Genomic DNA, 17269 nt, shown 5'->3' with positions numbered 1-17269 from the left:
GGCAAAGATAGCCCCTTATCGCGACGTCGGAGATGCGAGCATGCGGGCGATCATGGATTGAAGGACCACAAGGGGTTCTGTGGAGGTCGATTTCAGGGTTGCTTCGGCGGACCGGAGGATCCCTAGGCCTCGTTCTATACGTCCGGGACCCAACCTGTCTAGGGCGTCAAAGGCATCGCCGATCTTGAACGGTGGAATCCCTGCCGTGCGTGCGATCTCGCCACGGTCTGTCACACCACGCAGGTCAATGAGCCGAAACAGTGAGGTAAAATACCTTGTCACCATGCTGATGATGAGCATTTCATTCCTGTCGGTCTCCATCATCTTGGTTGCAATGGTCATCGCCCGTGCAGCATCTGCCTTGCCGATGGCGTCCTGAAGTTCGAAGACGTTGAACTCGCGCGAACTTCCAACGATGGCCAAGATGTCATCGGAGGTGGCCTCCGTACGATCGCCAAGATAGACGGTCAGTTTTTCCATCTCCATCGACAGGTCACGCAATGAGGTGCCGAGCTTAGCAATGAGGAGTTCCGGTGCACCCTGTGGAAGGCTGATGCCAAGCATAGTAGCTCGCTTCTTCAACCACGATCCAACCTGCGACTCTTTCAAACGAGGGTACTCGCCGTATGAGACGTTCGTAAGGAGGAGATTGAACGGATACTTGAGTGCGGAGATCTTGCGTTTTGCTGTGGCCGCATTCTTCGTAAGAGCGGCACTTATTCCGTCGGCCGACGGAAGTGCGGCGGTCAACAGGAGGAATGTTGTGGTCGATGGTGCGTCAAGGTATTGCTGCATCGGATCAGACCCCTTCCGCCCCTTCGACGCCGAGAGCTTGTCTGCTCTGCGCACCCACACCACCCGTCGCTCCGACATCATCGGAAACGAACGTGCAATAGAGAGTACCGCATCCAACGTCATCCCCTCACCATCAAGAACATCGCAGTTCATCCCTGTGGTGTCCAGTGCAGAGGCTGCATCGAAAAGTCTCTGCGCATCTTCTTCAACAAGGAGGTCCTCCTCACCAAAGAGCAAGAGCACGGGCGGAAACGATCCGCTTTTGAGAATGGAATCGATCATCGCTGCGACGTCTTAGGATCAAGGGCATCACGGAGTCCGTCACCAAAGACGTTCAGGACCAGCACACCAATGGCCATTGCAAGACTCGGGAACAACGTCATCCCCCAGTTCGTGCCCAGAGCGATGTAGCCGTAGCCGTCCTTGATCATCTGTCCCCACGAAGGTGTAGGGGGCTGAACACCCAATCCAATGAAACTGAGAGAAGCTTCTGCAATGATGGCCGTTGCGAATCCGGCTGTTGAGAGAACGATGATCGGTCCGGCTGCATTGGGGAGCATGTGACGGAAGATGGTGCGGATGTGGCCATACCCAAGAGCTCGTGTTGCCTCTACATACTCTTGTTCGCGGATGGAGAAGAACTGACCACGCACGATGCGGGCGATGTCTACCCACGACGAAATGCCGATGGCAACAAAGGTTTGCCAGTATCCCTTGCCAAGGATCACACTGAATGCAACAACGAGGAGAATGGTTGGGAACGACCATACAACATTCACCAGCCACATGATGCCGTCATCTGCCCAGCCACGGAAGTAGCCGGCCAATGCTCCAAGAATGATGCCAATAGCAAGAGCAATGGACTCTGAGATGAGTCCAACGCTGAGAGAGACACGCATGCCGTAAACCAAACGTGTAAAGAGGTCTCGACCGAAACGATCAGTACCTAGGAGGAACAGCGGCTCATCGTAATATTCGTGTGGTTCTGTGCCGATCAGCGTGCTGCGAGCCACGCGATAGGGTTCTCCTGCTGGGTCTTGATAGTAGACGGAGTCTCCCACCTCTTTATACGAGGACACTGCAATGATAGACGGAACATCTGCATCTGCCAGGTTCCGTTTGAAGATCACCTTGCCGCGGAAGCCCGCAGGCTTCACACTGTATTCGAGGATCTGCGTAGATGGATCGAAGGGTGTAACGAATGGCGCAAAGATGGCCATGATGACCATGATGCCAAGGACGATCATGCCGATCACAGCTCCGCGGTTCTTGCGAAGCCGGCGCCATGCCAGACGACTCGGGCTTTCGCCTGTTGAGATACTCATGAGAGGCGCACCTTCGGATCGATGAAACCATAAACAAGATCGGCCAACGTATTCACGGCAACGAAGACCACGGCAGTAAACAACACCGTGCCTTGGATCATCGGATAGTCGAGCTTCTCGATCGCATTAAACGCTGCAAGGCCAATGCCCGGCCAATTGAAGATGAACTCAATGAAGTACGTACCCGCCAGAAGTCCGGCAAACCAGGCACTCACCGTGGTCACAACAGGATTCAATGCATTGCGCAGTGCATGTTTGAGAAAAACCGTGCGACTGGAAAGCCCCTTGGCACGAGCGGTTCGAACATAGTCCTGACCCAACACGTCGAGCATACTGGATCGTGTGACTCGAGCGATGATGGAGAGGGGACGGATGGCAAGAGTCACCATCGGCAAGACCAAGAACTCGGGCCCTCGGTCCACGTAGCCGCTGTTAGGGAACCACTCGAGGACTACACCGAAGAAGAGGACAAAGAGCAGACCAACAACAAAAGCCGGTAAGGATATCCCAAGCAGGGAGGTGGACATCGTAAGCGTATCGATCCACGTGTTGGGTCGCCAGGCAGCGATCACCCCAAGAAGGATCCCCAACACCGTGGCGATAGCGATCGATGTAAGCGCTAAAAGTGCCGTTGCCGGAAGTCGTTCAATGATCGTTTCAGTCACAGATCTGTTCGTTGCGATCGATCGTCCAAGGTCACCCTGAACGAGATTGACCATATATGTCCCGATCTGGATTGGAAGGGGCTTATCAAGTCCCAACTGCTCACGCATCGCCGCAACAGATGCTGAATCTGCGCGCTGTCCAAGCAGGACACGGGCAGGGTCGCCCGGCGGCCGAATGAAGAACGTCACCACCACCACACCCGTTAGAACCAGGAGTGTGTAGAGGATCTTGCGAAGGAGGTAGGTGATCATCGGATGTCGGAAGAGAGTGCGAGATGTTCAACGTTGACGCGGACCGGTTCGTCCACCGGCATGCCAAGGAACTGACGTGCAAGCATGGTGAAGGCCGGCGTGTGATCGGTCACGTAGAGGGAGATCAGTGGCATGTGCAAGAGCTCTTGCGGTTCGGCAGAGATCAAACGCTGCGCATCGATCGCTGCACATTCTCCGCAGTCAATGAGTTCTACGCCGGGGAGAATAGACGAGAGTACCGGACCAAGCAACGGATAATGTGTGCAGCCGAGCACAAGCGTATCGATGCCATTGGCAACGAGTGGACGGAGGTACTCTTCTGCAATGAGACGTGTTGCCGGAGAATCAAGCCATCCTTCTTCGACCAACGGAACAAAAAGTGGACACGGCCTGCTGTGGACATGCAGCGTCCTTCCCTCTGCATACCGTTCGATGCATCGTGCATAACTATCCGATGCGACTGTGGCGCGTGTGCCGATCACACCGATATGACCGTTCCTTGTGCGAGACACAGCTTGGCGAGCAGCCGGTTCGATCACGCCAACCACCGGGATGCTCAGCGATGCTCGCAACGTATCGAGTGCAAGAGCCGATGCTGTATTACATGCAACAACGATCATCTTCACATTATGTGTGAGGAGGAAGGCGGCGCATTGGGAGGAGTAGAGCCTGACCGTTTCGGCCGACTTGTTTCCGTAGGGAACACGGGCCGTATCGCCGAGATAGACAAAGGTCTCCTGCGGAAGAAGTCGGGCCAGATGTTTGAGAACGCTTAGACCTCCGATGCCGGAGTCGAAGACGCCAATGGGTCGTGGGTCGGTTGGCATAACGGCAAAGATAGAATCCTGAGCGCCGTCACGCGCTCTGTGTGTATGTTCGGCACGTGAAGTTCACGCTCCGAGCCCGTCTCGCCCTCATGTATGGCGCTCTTGTGGCCGTAACCTTGATCGCCTTTGCGGCCATCGCCTACGTTACGGTCTCCAGTGAGCTGTATCAAAATCTCGACGCCTCGCTCTCCCGGGCGGGGTCATCTCTGCTTGCGGTATTGCGCAAGGAACAGGCACAGGCCAGGAAACCCCTGGTTCCGGTGAAGAAGACACGGCGTGCTACTCGAGAAAAGGATCTCTTCTCGGTTTTGCAGCAGACATCAGTCCGCGACTTTGTTGGACCCGTTGCTGCTACAGACTCGGCAGAGGCGGAACAAGACCCGGTCTGGTCGGCGGTCTATGAACACATGCTCCTGAATTCCTCCAACTACGTAATGCAGGTGGTGGACAAGAAGGGTGCCGTTGCGTGGAGATCGGATAACCTCATTGCAGACAGTCTCCCGCCATTCCAATGGTTCGCCGAACAAGGGGCTCCTGTGGTAGACGATCGCATCTACACGTATTACTGGCTGCGAGGCGAGCGATATCGTTTGGTGCTTACGCGCGGAGATGTGGCAGACGTGACCGCTGCGTATCCGGCAGCAGAGGTGGACATCACGTTGCGACGGTTGTTCTCCCTCATGTTGTATTCCCTTCCTGTTGCACTGATCCTCTCCGTTGGAATGGGCTGGTTCATCGCAGGCAGGTCGCTGCGTCCGGTGGACGTCATCACTCGGTCTGCGCGGCAGATCACAGCGAGCAATCTTGGACTGCGTCTGCCCGTGCCTCCGTCTGACGATGAGATCGCGCGATTGACGGAGACACTCAACGACATGATCGCCCGATTGGAGACATCATTCGCACAGATCCGTCAGTTCACATCCGACGCATCGCACGAACTCAAGACGCCCCTTGCCATCCTCATGGGGGAATTGGAGGTTGCACTTCGCAGACCCATGCGCGAAGATGAGTATCGAGCAACCCTTGCCAGCTGCTTGGAAGAAGTGGAACGGTTGACGCAGGTTGTCCAGGGTCTACTCGAACTCTCCAGGGCTGAGACCGGTCAGGTGACCATCGATCGCGCTCCCATCCGTTTCAGCGCGCTCGTGGCGGATGTTTGTGATGATGTGATGCTGATGGCCGAGACAAAACGCATCGACGTTACAACGCACATCGAGCCGAATATCTCCGTTACCGGAGATCGTGTACGGCTGCATCAAGCACTGTTGAATGTGATCGAAAATGCGGTGAAGTATACACCCGACAACGGAAGCGTGCGCGTTGAGCTCAGTGTTGTTGACGGGAGAGCTCGTCTCGTGGTGGCCGACAGCGGAATGGGTATACCGGCCGATCAATTGCCGTTTATCTATGACAGATTCTTCCGCGTGGATAAGGCACGATCGAAGAATATCCATGGCACCGGACTCGGTCTATCCATCGTAAAGTGGATCGTAGATGCGCATGACGGTACCATCGAAGCAATGAGTGCGGAAGGCAAAGGAACCACCGTTATTGTCACGTTCCCGCTAAGAGAAGCGTCCGAGGTATAACGCTGTTCGTTGGTTCTGCTCATGTGGCTCCGTAACTTCGTGGTTTCTAAGAACTTCAGTGACCCGTAGCGACCATGTTTGAACCCCTGCCGGACGATTTTTCCTATCCACGACTCGAAGAAGACATCCTATCGTATTGGGAGAGCAACGACGTCTTTGCTCGCACCCAAGCAGCACGCAAGGATGCAGAGTGGTTCAACTTCAATGAAGGTCCGCCAACGGTGAACGGTCGCCCCGGCATTCACCACGTTTTTGCTCGCACCATCAAGGATGCCATCTGTCGCTATAAGACCATGCGCGGATTCTACGTTCGTCGTCAAGCCGGATGGGATACACACGGACTCCCGGTTGAACTCAGCGCGGAAAAAGAACTCGGACTCACAGACAAGTCGCAGATCGAAGTACTCGGCGTAGACAAGTTCAATGCCGCGTGCCGAGACATTGTCTACCGCAACATTGGTCAAGACAATGGCTGGAGAACGATGACCCGCAGAATGGGGCATTGGTTGGATCTCGATGCTGCTTATATCACCTGCACCAATGATTACATCGAGTCTGTATGGTGGGCACTTCGCCAGTTCTTCGATAAGGGGCTTATCTACCGCGGATACAAGGTTGTTCCGCAGTCTCCTACGTTGGGAACGCCCCTTTCCTCGCATGAACTCTCACAGAACTACAAGGAAGTGCGCGACCCCAATGTCTACCTTAAGCTAAAGCTCACATCCTCCCCGGTGAAGTCTGCTGAAGGGGCATTTATTCTTGTATGGACCACAACACCATGGACGTTGTTCGCCAACGTTGCCTTGGCGGTTGGTCCCAAGATCGAATACGTTGTGGTGCGTAACACACGCACCGTTGGCGAGCGGACCTTTGATGAGACCCTCGTCTTGGCCGAGAGCCGGTTGTCCATTCTCGACGGTGAGGTAGAGATCCTTGGTCGATGCAAGGGTTCAGACCTTGTTGGCTCCGTCTATGAACAGATCTTCACCGACGTCGTTCTTGATGCCACAACATTCCCTGATGTTCTTCATCTCTTGCCCGGAGACTTTGTCACCACCGAAGACGGATCTGGTGTTGTGCACCTCGCACCGGCCTTTGGTCAGGACGACTTTGAGATGTCTAAGCGCTTCAAGCTTCCCGTGCCGCAGCCCGTTACACCAAACGGACACTTCACCGAAGAGATCAAGGATCTGGCCGGCAGGGCAGTGAAGACCTTTACCTATGCCGATCACACAGAAGAGGGGGCTGATCGAGACATCGTGAAGTCGCTCAAGATGAGCGACAAGATTTACAAGGCCGCATTCGACTACGTCCACAGTTATCCGCATTGTTGGCGAACCGATAATCCAGTGATCTACTACGCTCGTGATTCGTGGTTCATCACATCGCCGACGTATCGCGACCGACTTGTTGAACTCAATAAGCAGATCAATTGGCACCCGCCCGAGATCGGTGAAGGACGATTTGGAAACTGGCTTGAAGAGGTGAAAGAATGGTCCATTTCTCGTGACCGATATTGGGGTTCACCACTTCCGATCTGGGTGCATGAAGAAACAAAGGACATGTTCGCCATTGGGTCGATCGAGGAACTTCGCTCCGGATTTTACGAGAAGGAGGACGGTTCTCTCGTTCCTGTGGATAACTCAGGTGTTGAGATAGATCTCCATCGTCCGTTCGTTGACCGTGTTGTTTTTGTGCGCGACGGAAAGACCTATCGTCGCACTCGTGAGGTGGTAGATGTGTGGTTCGATTCTGGAAGTGTGCCCTTTGCGCAGTTCCACTATCCGTTTGAAAACGTCGATCTTTTTAAGAAGGCATTCCCTGCAGATTTCATCGCGGAGGGGATCGATCAAACACGCGGTTGGTTCTACACCATGCACAACATCAGCACTGCGCTGTTCGATCAGCCGGCGTATAAGCACGTGGTTGTGAACGATCTTGTTCTCGACAAAAAGGGACAGAAGATGTCCAAGTCGAAGGGCAACACCGTTGATCCGTTCGAGGTGATGGAACGTTTTGGCGGCGACGCAGTAAGATGGTTCTTGATGGCCTCTTCGCCCGTCCACAAGCCGAAGCTGTGGAATGAGGAGGATATCGCCAAGACCGTGATCGCCGACCTTTTCCGATCGTTCACCAACACGTATGAGTTCTTTGCGATGTATGCCAATCTTGATGGATACTCCGCAGCAGATGCCATCGTGCCGATCGATAAACGCGCCGAGATCGATCAATGGATCATCTCCCGACTCAACACCGTAGTGCGTGATCAGATGGCCGCGATGGACGAGTATGATCTTACGCGTGCATGCAGACTCGTGCAAGAATTCGTCATCGAAGATGTGTCAAACTGGTACGTGCGTCGCAACCGTCGTCGCTTCTGGAAGGGTGAGTATGACGAAGACAAACGTGCGGCGTATCAGACACTTCACACCGTGTTGATCCGCGTTGCCGAAATGATCGCACCGGTCGCTCCGTTTCTCGCCGAATCAATTTTTCTTCGATTGAATTCCAACAAAGAACATTTCACTGTTCATTGTATTATATTGCAAACGAGCGATGAGGGATTGATCAACGTCGATCTTGAACGTCGCATGTGGCAAGCGCAACACATCGTTTCACTTGCCCGTTCTTTGAGAGAGAAAGCGAAGATCAAAACGCGCCAACCTTTGCGCAGGATCTTACTCCCAGTTGATGGTCCGGCGATGCGCCGGCAACTTCAATCCGTTGAAGACATCATCAAGGAAGAGATCAACGTTAAGGAAGTCGAATACGTTTCGGACGATACGAACATTGTCCGACGTAGTGCAAAGCCGAACTTCAAGGTCATTGGCAAGAAGTACGGCGATACCACACAGGCTGTGGCGCAGGCGATCAAGTCGCTGACTCATGATCAGGTGCGAAAGCTGGAGCAGTCATCCGTATTGGCACTCACGTTAGGTGAGCAGACAGTACAGATTGATTTTGAAGATGTTGAGATCGTCAGTGAGGATATCGAGGGGTGGTTGGTAGCGTCCGACAGCGGACTTACCGTAGCTCTGGATACTGAGCTGGATGACGCACTTCTTCGCGAAGGGTTAGCACGTGAGTTTGTGAGTAGGATCCAAAAGATCCGCAAGGACTCTGGGTTTGAGGTAACGGACCGAATCAGCATACGGTACGTTGCGGACGATGAAACGTCTACGGCCTTAGAGACCATGCGCTCGTACATTGTAATGGAAACGCTGACGGAAACGCTCGAGCGGGGGGAACAATCCGAAGGGGTTGATCTCGAGATGAACGGGCGTCAAGTCAACGTGCGCGTAAAGCGCGTCTGACGAATGTGCGCCAAAGTGGCGTACGCGTTTTCATGTTTCACTATTTCAGAGGTACACTCTATGGCAGCAGCAAAAAAAGCCGCCAAGAAGCCTGCAGCGAAGAAGGCCGTCAAAAAGGCGACCAAGAAGGCTACTAAGAAGGCTGCAAAGCCTGCGAAGAAGGCCACGAAGAAGCCTGCAGTGAAGAAGGCTGCAAAGCCTGCTAAGAAGGCCGCCAAGAAGGCGACCAAGAAGGCTACAAAGAAGGCCACGAAGAAGGCTGCAAAGCCTGCTAAGAAGGCCGTAGCAAAAAAAAAAGCCAAGTAAGGGTACTCCCGAACAAGGCTAAGAGCCCAGCAAAGACTTCAAAAACACAGACATCAGCGTCGAGAAATAGTTCGGCAAATGCCAAGAACGCTCAGTCTAAGCCAGCAGCAAGTAGGAAAGTGACGAATTCGAAGTCTGAGAAGTCAACTGGGACAGTCGCATCTGCATCGGCGGTTGTAAAGACCGCCGGTGCAGTTTCTGTTTCATCCCCAGCTCCCGCACCACGCAGTACAAAGCAGATGCTCCCAATCGCACCGAAAAAGGGTCTGAAGTATCCTGAAAAGGACCTTTCATTCTTCCGCACCAACATCGAAAAATCAAAAGAAGAGGCTCTTGAAGAGCTCCGAATGCTCCGTGAACGCCTCGAAGATCTCACGAACAGCGAGAACAACGAAGACAGTGCCATCTATTCGATGCACATGGCTGAGCAAGGTTCAGAAGCTGTAGAGAAAGAGAAGACCTACGCTCAGATCCAACGTATCCAAGATTACCTCCGTAAGCTTGATGAAGCCTTGGCTCGTATTGAAGACAAGTCCTATGGAATATGCCGCATGTGTGGGATCCTGATCAATAAGGAACGTCTCCTTGCTGTGCCGATCACAACATTGTCTGCATCCTACAAGATCCATCAGCGTTGCCCAGAAGATGGCGTAGATCGCATCGTTGCAAAGAACCCTGATGCATTGAAGTGAATCGGTCCTTCATTCTTGTTGCCGTCCTGGTTGTCCTCGATCAGCTGACGAAACTTGCTGTGAAGGGATTTTCCGTGTTTGGTTTCACCCACCATGGGATGGAACTGGGCGAGTCACATCAACTTATCGGTGATGCTGTAAGGCTAACGTTCGTTGAGAATCCCGGTATGGCCTTTGGGATTAGTTGGGGAGACGGGAAGCTTCTCCTTACGCTCCTAACCATTGCCATCGCTGTGTTCTTGGTCTATTATGTGATCCGACTCGCGCATGCCCATTGGGCTCCGCGCCTTGCTGTGACGCTCATACTGGCGGGCGCCGTCGGCAATTTGATAGATCGCGTGTTCTATGGAATTGCCTATGGTGAACAAGCACTCTTCCATGGCAAGGTGGTTGACTTCATTCAAGTAGACATCCCGGACCTTTCGTGGTTCGGTGAGCTCTACACGCACTTCCCTGTATTCAATATTGCCGATTCATGCGTTTCGATCGGTGTTGTTCTGCTCATATTGACGGGTGGGAAGTTGCCGAAGACGTCGGCAGAAACTCCCAACACTACCGGATCGGAGATGATAGATGGACGAGCAGAAGACTGAGCTCGCCGCAGAAGATCCGAACTACCCGACGCGTATTGAACACGTCTACGAATTCACGATCTCGCCGCGACAAAAGCCAGAACGCCTCGATGCCTTCATCACGAAGAGCATCCTGCATGCAACACGCACCCGGGTTCAAAAAGCGATCGAAACGGATACGGTTCTTGTGAACGATAAACCGTCCAGGGCCAATTACAAGGTGCGCCCAGGCGATGTGATCCGTGTTACCGTGATGAAGCCCCCTCCCTTGCAGCTGATACCGCAAGACATCCCGCTCGATATCGCCTATGAAGATGATCATCTCATGGTCATCCATAAGCCGCCGGGTATTCTGGCACATCCAGGCCTGGGAAATAGATCAGGCACCCTTGTAAATGCAGTTCTTTATCATCTTGGATTCCGAGAACCGATCGATGTGCTCAAACGCCGAGAGGGATGGGGCGATGATGAGTCCAACGTTGAGGGTCCTGTAACTGAAGACCAAGACAATGTTGTTGATGATGAAGAATTCGGTCTCCTCGAAGACGCGAACTTTGACAGTAACGGTATGCGCCCGGGTATCGTCCATCGGCTTGACAAGGACACCTCCGGTATCATGGTCATCGGTAAGACCTACGAAGCAACACTCGGTCTGGCAACACAGTTCGCCAACCGCACAGTGTCGCGCGAGTACATCGCCCTGGCCTGGGGCGTTATCAAGGACGATGCAAAACTGATCGAAGGCGACATCGGTCGGTCTCCTAAGGACAGGAAGCTGCGCGCCATGGTCCAACGCGGCGGCAAGTACGCTGCCACAGAGGTCACCGTCCTTGAACGATACGATTGCGCCACTCTCATCGCCTGTAAGCTCCGCACCGGCCGCACACATCAGATACGCGTGCACCTTACGTCGATCAGACATCCGCTGGTTGGAGATCCGGATTACGGCGGTCGCGAATCGCATCTTACGGCCATCCATCATACGTTTCGCAAGCGCGCGCAGCTTGCTCTTACGCTCATCAAGCGTCAGGCACTGCACGCACGTCTGCTCGGATTCACACATCCGATCACCAATGAACGTATGACCTTTGAGAGCCCGATCCCTGCAGATATGCAGGCATGCATCTACCTACTTCGGTAACGCAACGCCGCGCATACGGCCACGTATCCAGCTTGCACGCTTGCGTGTGTACGGACTTGGCTTTACGGCACTGAATCGACGCGGGTTCGGCACAATAGCGCCCAACAACGCAGCCTGTTCCGGCGATAGCGTGGCTGCAGAGGTGCCAAAGTTCCGCTGGGCTGCCTGCTCAATTCCGTAAACCCCGTCGCCCCATTCGATCATGTTTACATAGACCTCCAGGATGCGCTTCTTACCCCAGAGCGCTTCAATGAGGTAAACGAAGTACACTTCAAATGCCTTGCGGATCATCGACCGCCACGGAACAAGGAAGACATTCTTTGCTGTCTGCATCGTGATCGTACTCGCTCCAAGAGGGGGCTTGCCACGCTTTACACGAGAAGCATTCACCTTCTTCGCACGTTCCACCGATCTCCAGTCCACACCCTTATGCCGCAAGAAGCCGGCATCCTCACCGCCAACAACGGCGCGGAAAACAGAAGGGGAGATATCGTCATACGACACCCAATGATGCCTCGTGAGGATCACATGTCCAGTGAAGGGGGCCTGCACGATCCGCCATACCATCAACGGCGTGATCGCCGGGGGGATGACGCGGAAAAGTACCACAACAACCACGGAACCCACCAAGAAGGCGATCCCGGAACGGGCGATCCAGACGAAAATATTTTTCACCATGGTGTTTGTTGAAACCTTTCAATCGTTAAGTTTGTGACTGAAAAACTTTACAAACGGAAGAAACAAGCGCATGAAAGACCTCGACCGACAGATATGCGCGTTACTGCAAGACAACGCCCGACTGAGCTTGAGCGAGATCGCCGAGCAGGTTGGGTCATCCGTTCCAACCGTGAGTGAGCACGTAAAAAAGCTTGAGGCCGATGGGATCATACGCGAGTATACGACAGTGCTCAATGCCGTCAGTTTCGGACTGGATGTTACGGCTTTCATTTTCGTTGATCTCGAGTCGAGTGTTCACTACGACAACTTCCGTCGGCAATGTCGATCACGTCGCGAGATCCTTGAATGTCACGCCGTAACCGGCACGGCATCCCACCTACTCAAAGTGCGTGTACGCACCACCGGAGCATTGGAACAATTGCTTGGTGCTATCCAACAATGGAAGGGTGTAAGTAAGACCTTTACCAATGTTGTCCTAAGCTCTCATAAAGAAACTCTGTCCATCCCCATCACGATCGAACGTTGATAAACCATGCCAAACTCTATCGACATTGCCTCCGTGGCACGTAACTGGCGTCTCGACGGCGTCACCTTCCCAACTCCCTCAGACGTGGTGACCGAGGTCTTCGCAAGTGACGTGCTCACGATGGAAGAGCTCCGTCAACGACTTTCAAAGCCGGTCTGGAGATCATTGTTGGCAACCACCGAACGCGGCGCTGCGCTCGACCCAGCCATCTCTGACACCGTAGCTCTCGCAATGAAGACCTGGGCGATGGAGAAGGGGGCTACGCACTACACACACTGGTTCCAGCCACTCACGGGCCTAACAGCCGAGAAGCACGAATCCTTCGTTACTCCAACAAGTGATGGTTCGGCGATATCGCAGTTCTCCGGCAAGGAACTCATCCAAGGTGAACCGGATGCTTCGTCGTTCCCAAGCGGTGGTCTTCGCGCAACGTTTGAAGCACGCGGGTATACGGCATGGGATCCTACATCGCCCGCGTTCATCATGCGACATCCGAACGGAGCAACACTCTGCATCCCAACGGCCTTTGCATCGTGGACAGGTGATGCTCTTGATAACAAGACGCCATTGATGCGCTCCATGGAAGTGATCAACACATCGGCATTGCGTGCCCTGCGGTTGTTCTCTGACACGGACACGCAGCGAGTAGAAGCCACCATCGGTGCTGAACAAGAGTACTTCCTCATCGACGAAGAATTCTTCTACCGTCGCCCGGACCTCGTAATGTGCGGCCGCACACTCTTCGGTGCCCGCCCGCCGCGCGGACAAGAACTTGAGGACCATTATTTCGGGTCGATCCCGGACCGCATCCTCACCTTTATGACCGACGCAGAACATCAGCTCTATGCGTTGGGCATTCCGATCAAAACACGGCACAATGAAGTTGCCCCGGGCCAGTACGAAGTTGCTCCGATCTTCGAACAAGCAAATATCGCTGCCGACCACCAACAACTCGTGATGCAGGTACTGAAGAACACTGCCCGTCGGTACGGACTTGTTTGCCTTGTGCACGAGAAGCCGTTCGCCGGCGTGAATGGATCAGGAAAACACGTCAACTGGTCAATGGCCACAGAGCTCGGGCAGAACCTCTTGGAGCCGGGCGAAACTCCGCACGATAACATGCAGTTCCTCTTCTTCTGCGCCGCTGTGATCCGCGCCGTGGACGTACACCAGGATATCCTTCGCACGTGTGTTGCATCTGCCCAGAACGACCACCGTCTTGGTGCGAATGAGGCGCCCCCTGCCATCATGTCCATCTTCCTTGGCGATCAGCTTTCGGAGATCTATGAACGTCTCGTAAGTGGGAAAGGGGGCTCATCAAAGCGTTCTGGACTCCTCGGTCTTGGCACACAGGTGTTGCCAAAACTTCCTCAGCATGCAGGAGATCGTAACCGCACATCACCCTTTGCCTTCACCGGCAATAAGTTCGAGTTCCGCGCCGTGGGATCATCGCAGTCTGTGTCCTTCCCGATCACGGTGCTCAATACGATCGCTGCAGAATCCATTGATGTACTCTCGTCGGCCATCGAAGCACGGATGAAGAAGAAGCAGACGTTTGAGACAGCACTCTCTGAGGTACTTAAGGAAACGTATGCCAAGCATAGCCGCATCATCTTCAATGGAGATGGATATGCGAACAAGTGGCATAAGGAGGCAGAGAAGCGCGGACTCCTGAATCTGCCAACAGCCGTGGATGCGATCGAGATGTTGAATCAAGAGAAGAACGTGAAGCTCTTCTCAGCGTACAAGGTGCTGAGCGCTCGCGAGCTCGAAGCACGTCAAGAAGTGATGTTCGACCTGTACTTCAAGACCGTGAATATCGAGGGCGAGACCACGGAGTGGATCGCGCAGACGCAGATCCTTCCGGGTGCACTGCGTCACCTCCGAGAAATGGTAGCCACCGGTACCTCCATCACGGCCGTGCAGCGTGCTGTTGATGAGATGTCAGGGGCGGTGAACAACCTCTCCGACGCTATCGTTGCGCTCCGTGCGCAGAACGATGAGCTTGGCGGAGACGACGTGCATAGCAAGTCGCATCACATGCGTGACAACGTGTTGCCTGCAATGAACGCTGTGCGCAAGGCTGCTGATGCACTCGAACGCATCACGGCACACGACCACTGGCCGTTGCCGTCGTATCGTGAGATGCTCTTTGTGAAGTGATCAGGCCTTCGGTGCTTTTTTAGCGGCCGCCTTTTTGGCGGCCGTTTTTTTTGCTGCCGGCTTCTTCTTTGCTGCAACCTTCTTCACGGCAGTTTTTTTGGCTGCCGGTTCCTTGGCTGCGGCCTTCTTGCTTGCAGGCTTCTTTGGTGCCTGCTGCGCTGCGAGAGCCAGACAATCTTCTAACGTAAGCGTCTCGGGGTCGGTGCCCTTCGGGATCCGAACGTTCTGTTTTTCAACAACGATGTATGGACCCCATCGCCCCTTGAGGATCTTTACCGTTGGATCCTCTTCAAAGACCTTGATGGTGTTTTCGAGGATCTTCTGACGTCGGGCAAGTATAACCTCAACACCACGTGGACCTTCGATGCTGTACGGATCGTCTTCCTTCGGAAGAGAGTAGAACGCCTTGTTGTGTTCGATATATGGACCGAAACGTCCGAGCTTCACCATCATCGGGGTTTCTTCGAAAAGTCCGATTGTGCGTGGGAACTTGAAGAGCTCAAGTGCCTGCTCAAGGGTAACGGTTTCGATCGAGAGCGTTCCTGGGAGTCCCTTTTGCTTCTTCTCCTCGTCATCTGCATCTCCGATCTGCGCAATGGGTCCGTAGCGTGCAAGACGCACGTAGACGTTCTTCCCGGAGACTGGGTCAACGCCGATCTTGCGTTCTCCGCTTTGACGCTCAGCCGTTTCACTCGTGCGCTTGAGGTCAGCTTGGAACGGCTCATAGAATGCACGGATCATATCCGTCCACTTCACAGTGCCCTGCGCGATCTCATCGAATTGTTTCTCCACGGTTGCCGTGAAGTTGTAATCAAGTACTTCGTCAAAGTGCGTGGTAAGGAAGTCCGTCACCACCGAACCGATATCCGTAGGGAAGAGTTTGGAACGCTCGGCTCCCGTGTTTTCCAATTCAACGGAGCGTACCACAGAGCCCCCTGACAGAAGGAACTGACGTACCTCGCGCTGACGGCCTTCACGATCTTCCTTGACCACGTATTTGCGAGCTTGGATCACGGTGATGGTTGGAGCGTAGGTAGAAGGTCGACCAATGCCAAGCTCTTCAAGCTTCTTCACCAACGAGGCTTCAGTGTAGCGGGATGGTGGACGCTCGAATCGTTCCTTGGCGAGCATCGTGTTCAGCGGAAGATTCTGTCCAATAGAGAGCGGCGGCAGCATCTTGGACGTTTCCTCGTCCTGTTGCTCATCGTCCGACGTCTCGAGATACATCTTGAGAAAACCATCGAAAACAAGCACTTCACCAGTTGCCGTCAATGTGTCCGGCAACGTGGAAATGGCTACGGTAGCAATGGTGCGCTCAAGACGTGCATCGGACATCTGGGATGCCAAGGTGCGCTTGTAGATCAGTTCGTAGAGCCTGCGGTGGGCATCTGATTCGCCGGTTGACTTTAATGCGAAGTCCGTTGGTCTGATAGCTTCGTGTGCTTCCTGAGCCGATGCCACCTTGTTCGTGTATGCCTTGGGATTGCTGTACTCAGGACCGAAGGCAGAGACGATATGTTGTTTCGCAGCAGCGATGGCAAGTTCCGAGAGATTCACCGAGTCCGTACGCATGTACGTGATGAAACCTTGTTCGTACAGATCCTGGGCGAGTTTCATCGTTCGGATCAGCGAGTAGCCAAGTTTCCGGCTGGCCTCTTGTTGCAACGTTGATGTTGTGAAAGGGGCGGTAGGAGATTTCTTTGCTGGTTTGGTTTCGAGATCGGCAACGGTGAACGTAGCTGACACGCAGGCGTCCAGGAAGGCCCGTGCTTGCTCTTCTTCTGAGAACCGTTTTGGCAGTTCGGCCGTGAGCGTTTTGCCATTCACATCGAATTCAGCCGTGATCTTGAACTGGCTGCTTGCCGTGTGTGCTTGGATCTCACGTTCGCGTTCTACCACGAGGCGTACGGCAACGGATTGAACCCTTCCGGCAGAGAGATTCCGTTGGATCTTTCTCCAGAGGACCGGAGAGAGACCGTACCCTACAAGCCGATCGAGCACACGTCGTGCTTGCTGCGCATCAACCAGGTTCTGGTCAATACCGCGAGGGTTCTCGATGGCCTTAAGAATGGCCGGTTTGGTGATCTCATGGAACACGATGCGACGGGTCTTTGCAGGATCCAAGGCCAAGGCCTCCGAGAGGTGCCAGGCGATCGCCTCTCCCTCTCGGTCTTCGTCTGATGCGAGCCAGACTACATCTGCCTGTTTCGCCTGTTTCTTCAGGTCTGCAACGAGTTTCTTCTTGTCCTCGTTGATCTCATAGACCGGTTGAAAATCATGTTCGATATCGATCGCTTTGTCGTTTCCCGGAAGATCGCGGATATGACCCATGCAGGAGGTAACGGAGAAACCGTCTCCGAGGTACTTCTGGATGGTCTTCGCTTTGGAAGGGGATTCGACGATGACGAGGTTGTTCATTCGGGT

General features: G+C 53.9%; 14 protein-coding genes. 8 read left to right on the top strand and 6 right to left on the bottom strand.

All coding sequences use genetic code 11. From position 1 onward, the window contains the following. Positions 1-15 precede the first annotated feature (15 nt). Genes holA through IPI29_08305 form a run of 4 tightly spaced genes read right to left on the bottom strand, consistent with a single transcriptional unit; the run spans position 16 to position 3864 of the window. Positions 16-1077 (bottom strand): DNA polymerase III subunit delta, encoded by a 1062-nt coding sequence (gene holA, locus IPI29_08320; protein ID MBK7412543.1) that lies wholly within the window; start codon positions 1075-1077, stop codon positions 16-18. After that, positions 1074-2120 carry an ABC transporter permease gene (locus IPI29_08315; GenBank protein ID MBK7412542.1) on the bottom strand — a complete coding sequence of 349 codons (1047 nt, stop codon included), beginning with the start codon at positions 2118-2120 and terminating at the stop codon, positions 1074-1076. The genes holA and IPI29_08315 overlap by 4 nt, the downstream gene beginning before the upstream one ends. Beyond that, the gene (locus IPI29_08310; GenBank protein ID MBK7412541.1) at positions 2117-3037 is read right to left on the bottom strand and encodes an ABC transporter permease; all 921 of its coding nucleotides are present in this window, start codon (positions 3035-3037) and stop codon (positions 2117-2119) included. The genes IPI29_08315 and IPI29_08310 overlap by 4 nt, the downstream gene beginning before the upstream one ends. Beyond that, complete coding sequence (locus IPI29_08305; GenBank protein ID MBK7412540.1) at positions 3034-3864, bottom strand: glutamate racemase; 831 nt, start codon at positions 3862-3864, stop codon at positions 3034-3036. The genes IPI29_08310 and IPI29_08305 overlap by 4 nt, the downstream gene beginning before the upstream one ends. Positions 3865-3920: 56 nt before the next feature. On the opposite strand from IPI29_08305, the gene IPI29_08300 reads away from it, so the two are divergent. From IPI29_08300 to IPI29_08275, 6 genes are all read left to right on the top strand, one after another. Further along, the gene (locus IPI29_08300) at positions 3921-5453 is read left to right on the top strand and encodes a HAMP domain-containing protein (GenBank protein ID MBK7412539.1); all 1533 of its coding nucleotides are present in this window, start codon (positions 3921-3923) and stop codon (positions 5451-5453) included. A 74-nt stretch (positions 5454-5527) separates the two neighbouring features. Continuing rightward, positions 5528-8767 (top strand): isoleucine--tRNA ligase, encoded by a 3240-nt coding sequence (locus tag IPI29_08295; GenBank protein ID MBK7412538.1) that lies wholly within the window; start codon positions 5528-5530, stop codon positions 8765-8767. A 60-nt stretch (positions 8768-8827) separates the two neighbouring features. Continuing rightward, positions 8828-9073 carry a hypothetical protein gene (locus tag IPI29_08290; GenBank protein MBK7412537.1) on the top strand — a complete coding sequence of 82 codons (246 nt, stop codon included), beginning with the start codon at positions 8828-8830 and terminating at the stop codon, positions 9071-9073. A 119-nt stretch (positions 9074-9192) separates the two neighbouring features. Then, positions 9193-9765, top strand: a complete 573-nt coding sequence (locus IPI29_08285) for a hypothetical protein (protein ID MBK7412536.1) — start codon at positions 9193-9195, stop codon at positions 9763-9765. Further along, a complete protein-coding gene (gene lspA, locus IPI29_08280) occupies positions 9762-10358 on the top strand; it encodes a signal peptidase II (GenBank protein MBK7412535.1) in 597 nt (198 codons plus the stop codon). The genes IPI29_08285 and lspA overlap by 4 nt, the downstream gene beginning before the upstream one ends. Further along, positions 10339-11478, top strand: coding sequence for an RluA family pseudouridine synthase (locus tag IPI29_08275; protein ID MBK7412534.1), 1140 nt, complete (start codon positions 10339-10341; stop codon positions 11476-11478). The genes lspA and IPI29_08275 overlap by 20 nt, the downstream gene beginning before the upstream one ends. On the opposite strand, the gene mtgA is transcribed toward IPI29_08275, so the two are convergent. Then, entirely contained in the window at positions 11467-12156 is a 690-nt protein-coding gene (gene mtgA, locus IPI29_08270; protein MBK7412533.1) for a monofunctional biosynthetic peptidoglycan transglycosylase, read from the bottom strand. The genes IPI29_08275 and mtgA overlap by 12 nt on opposite strands. A gap of 70 nt (positions 12157-12226) precedes the next feature. Between mtgA and IPI29_08265 the strand changes: the two genes are divergently transcribed. Then, on the top strand, positions 12227-12682 hold the full coding sequence (locus IPI29_08265; protein ID MBK7412532.1) for an Lrp/AsnC family transcriptional regulator: 456 nt from the start codon (positions 12227-12229) through the stop codon (positions 12680-12682). A gap of 6 nt (positions 12683-12688) precedes the next feature. Continuing rightward, positions 12689-14845 carry a glutamine synthetase III gene (locus tag IPI29_08260; protein MBK7412531.1) on the top strand — a complete coding sequence of 719 codons (2157 nt, stop codon included), beginning with the start codon at positions 12689-12691 and terminating at the stop codon, positions 14843-14845. On the opposite strand, the gene topA is transcribed toward IPI29_08260, so the two are convergent. Beyond that, a complete protein-coding gene (topA, locus tag IPI29_08255) occupies positions 14846-17263 on the bottom strand; it encodes a type I DNA topoisomerase (protein MBK7412530.1) in 2418 nt (805 codons plus the stop codon). Positions 17264-17269 lie beyond the last annotated feature (6 nt).

The organism is Ignavibacteria bacterium (genome assembly GCA_016707005.1).
In the GTDB taxonomy this organism is placed as follows: Bacteria; Bacteroidota; Ignavibacteria; order Kapaibacteriales; family Kapaibacteriaceae; genus UBA10438.
The sequence above is the reverse complement of the archived record's forward strand: the minus strand, read 5'-3'. Positions and strand labels throughout refer to the sequence as shown.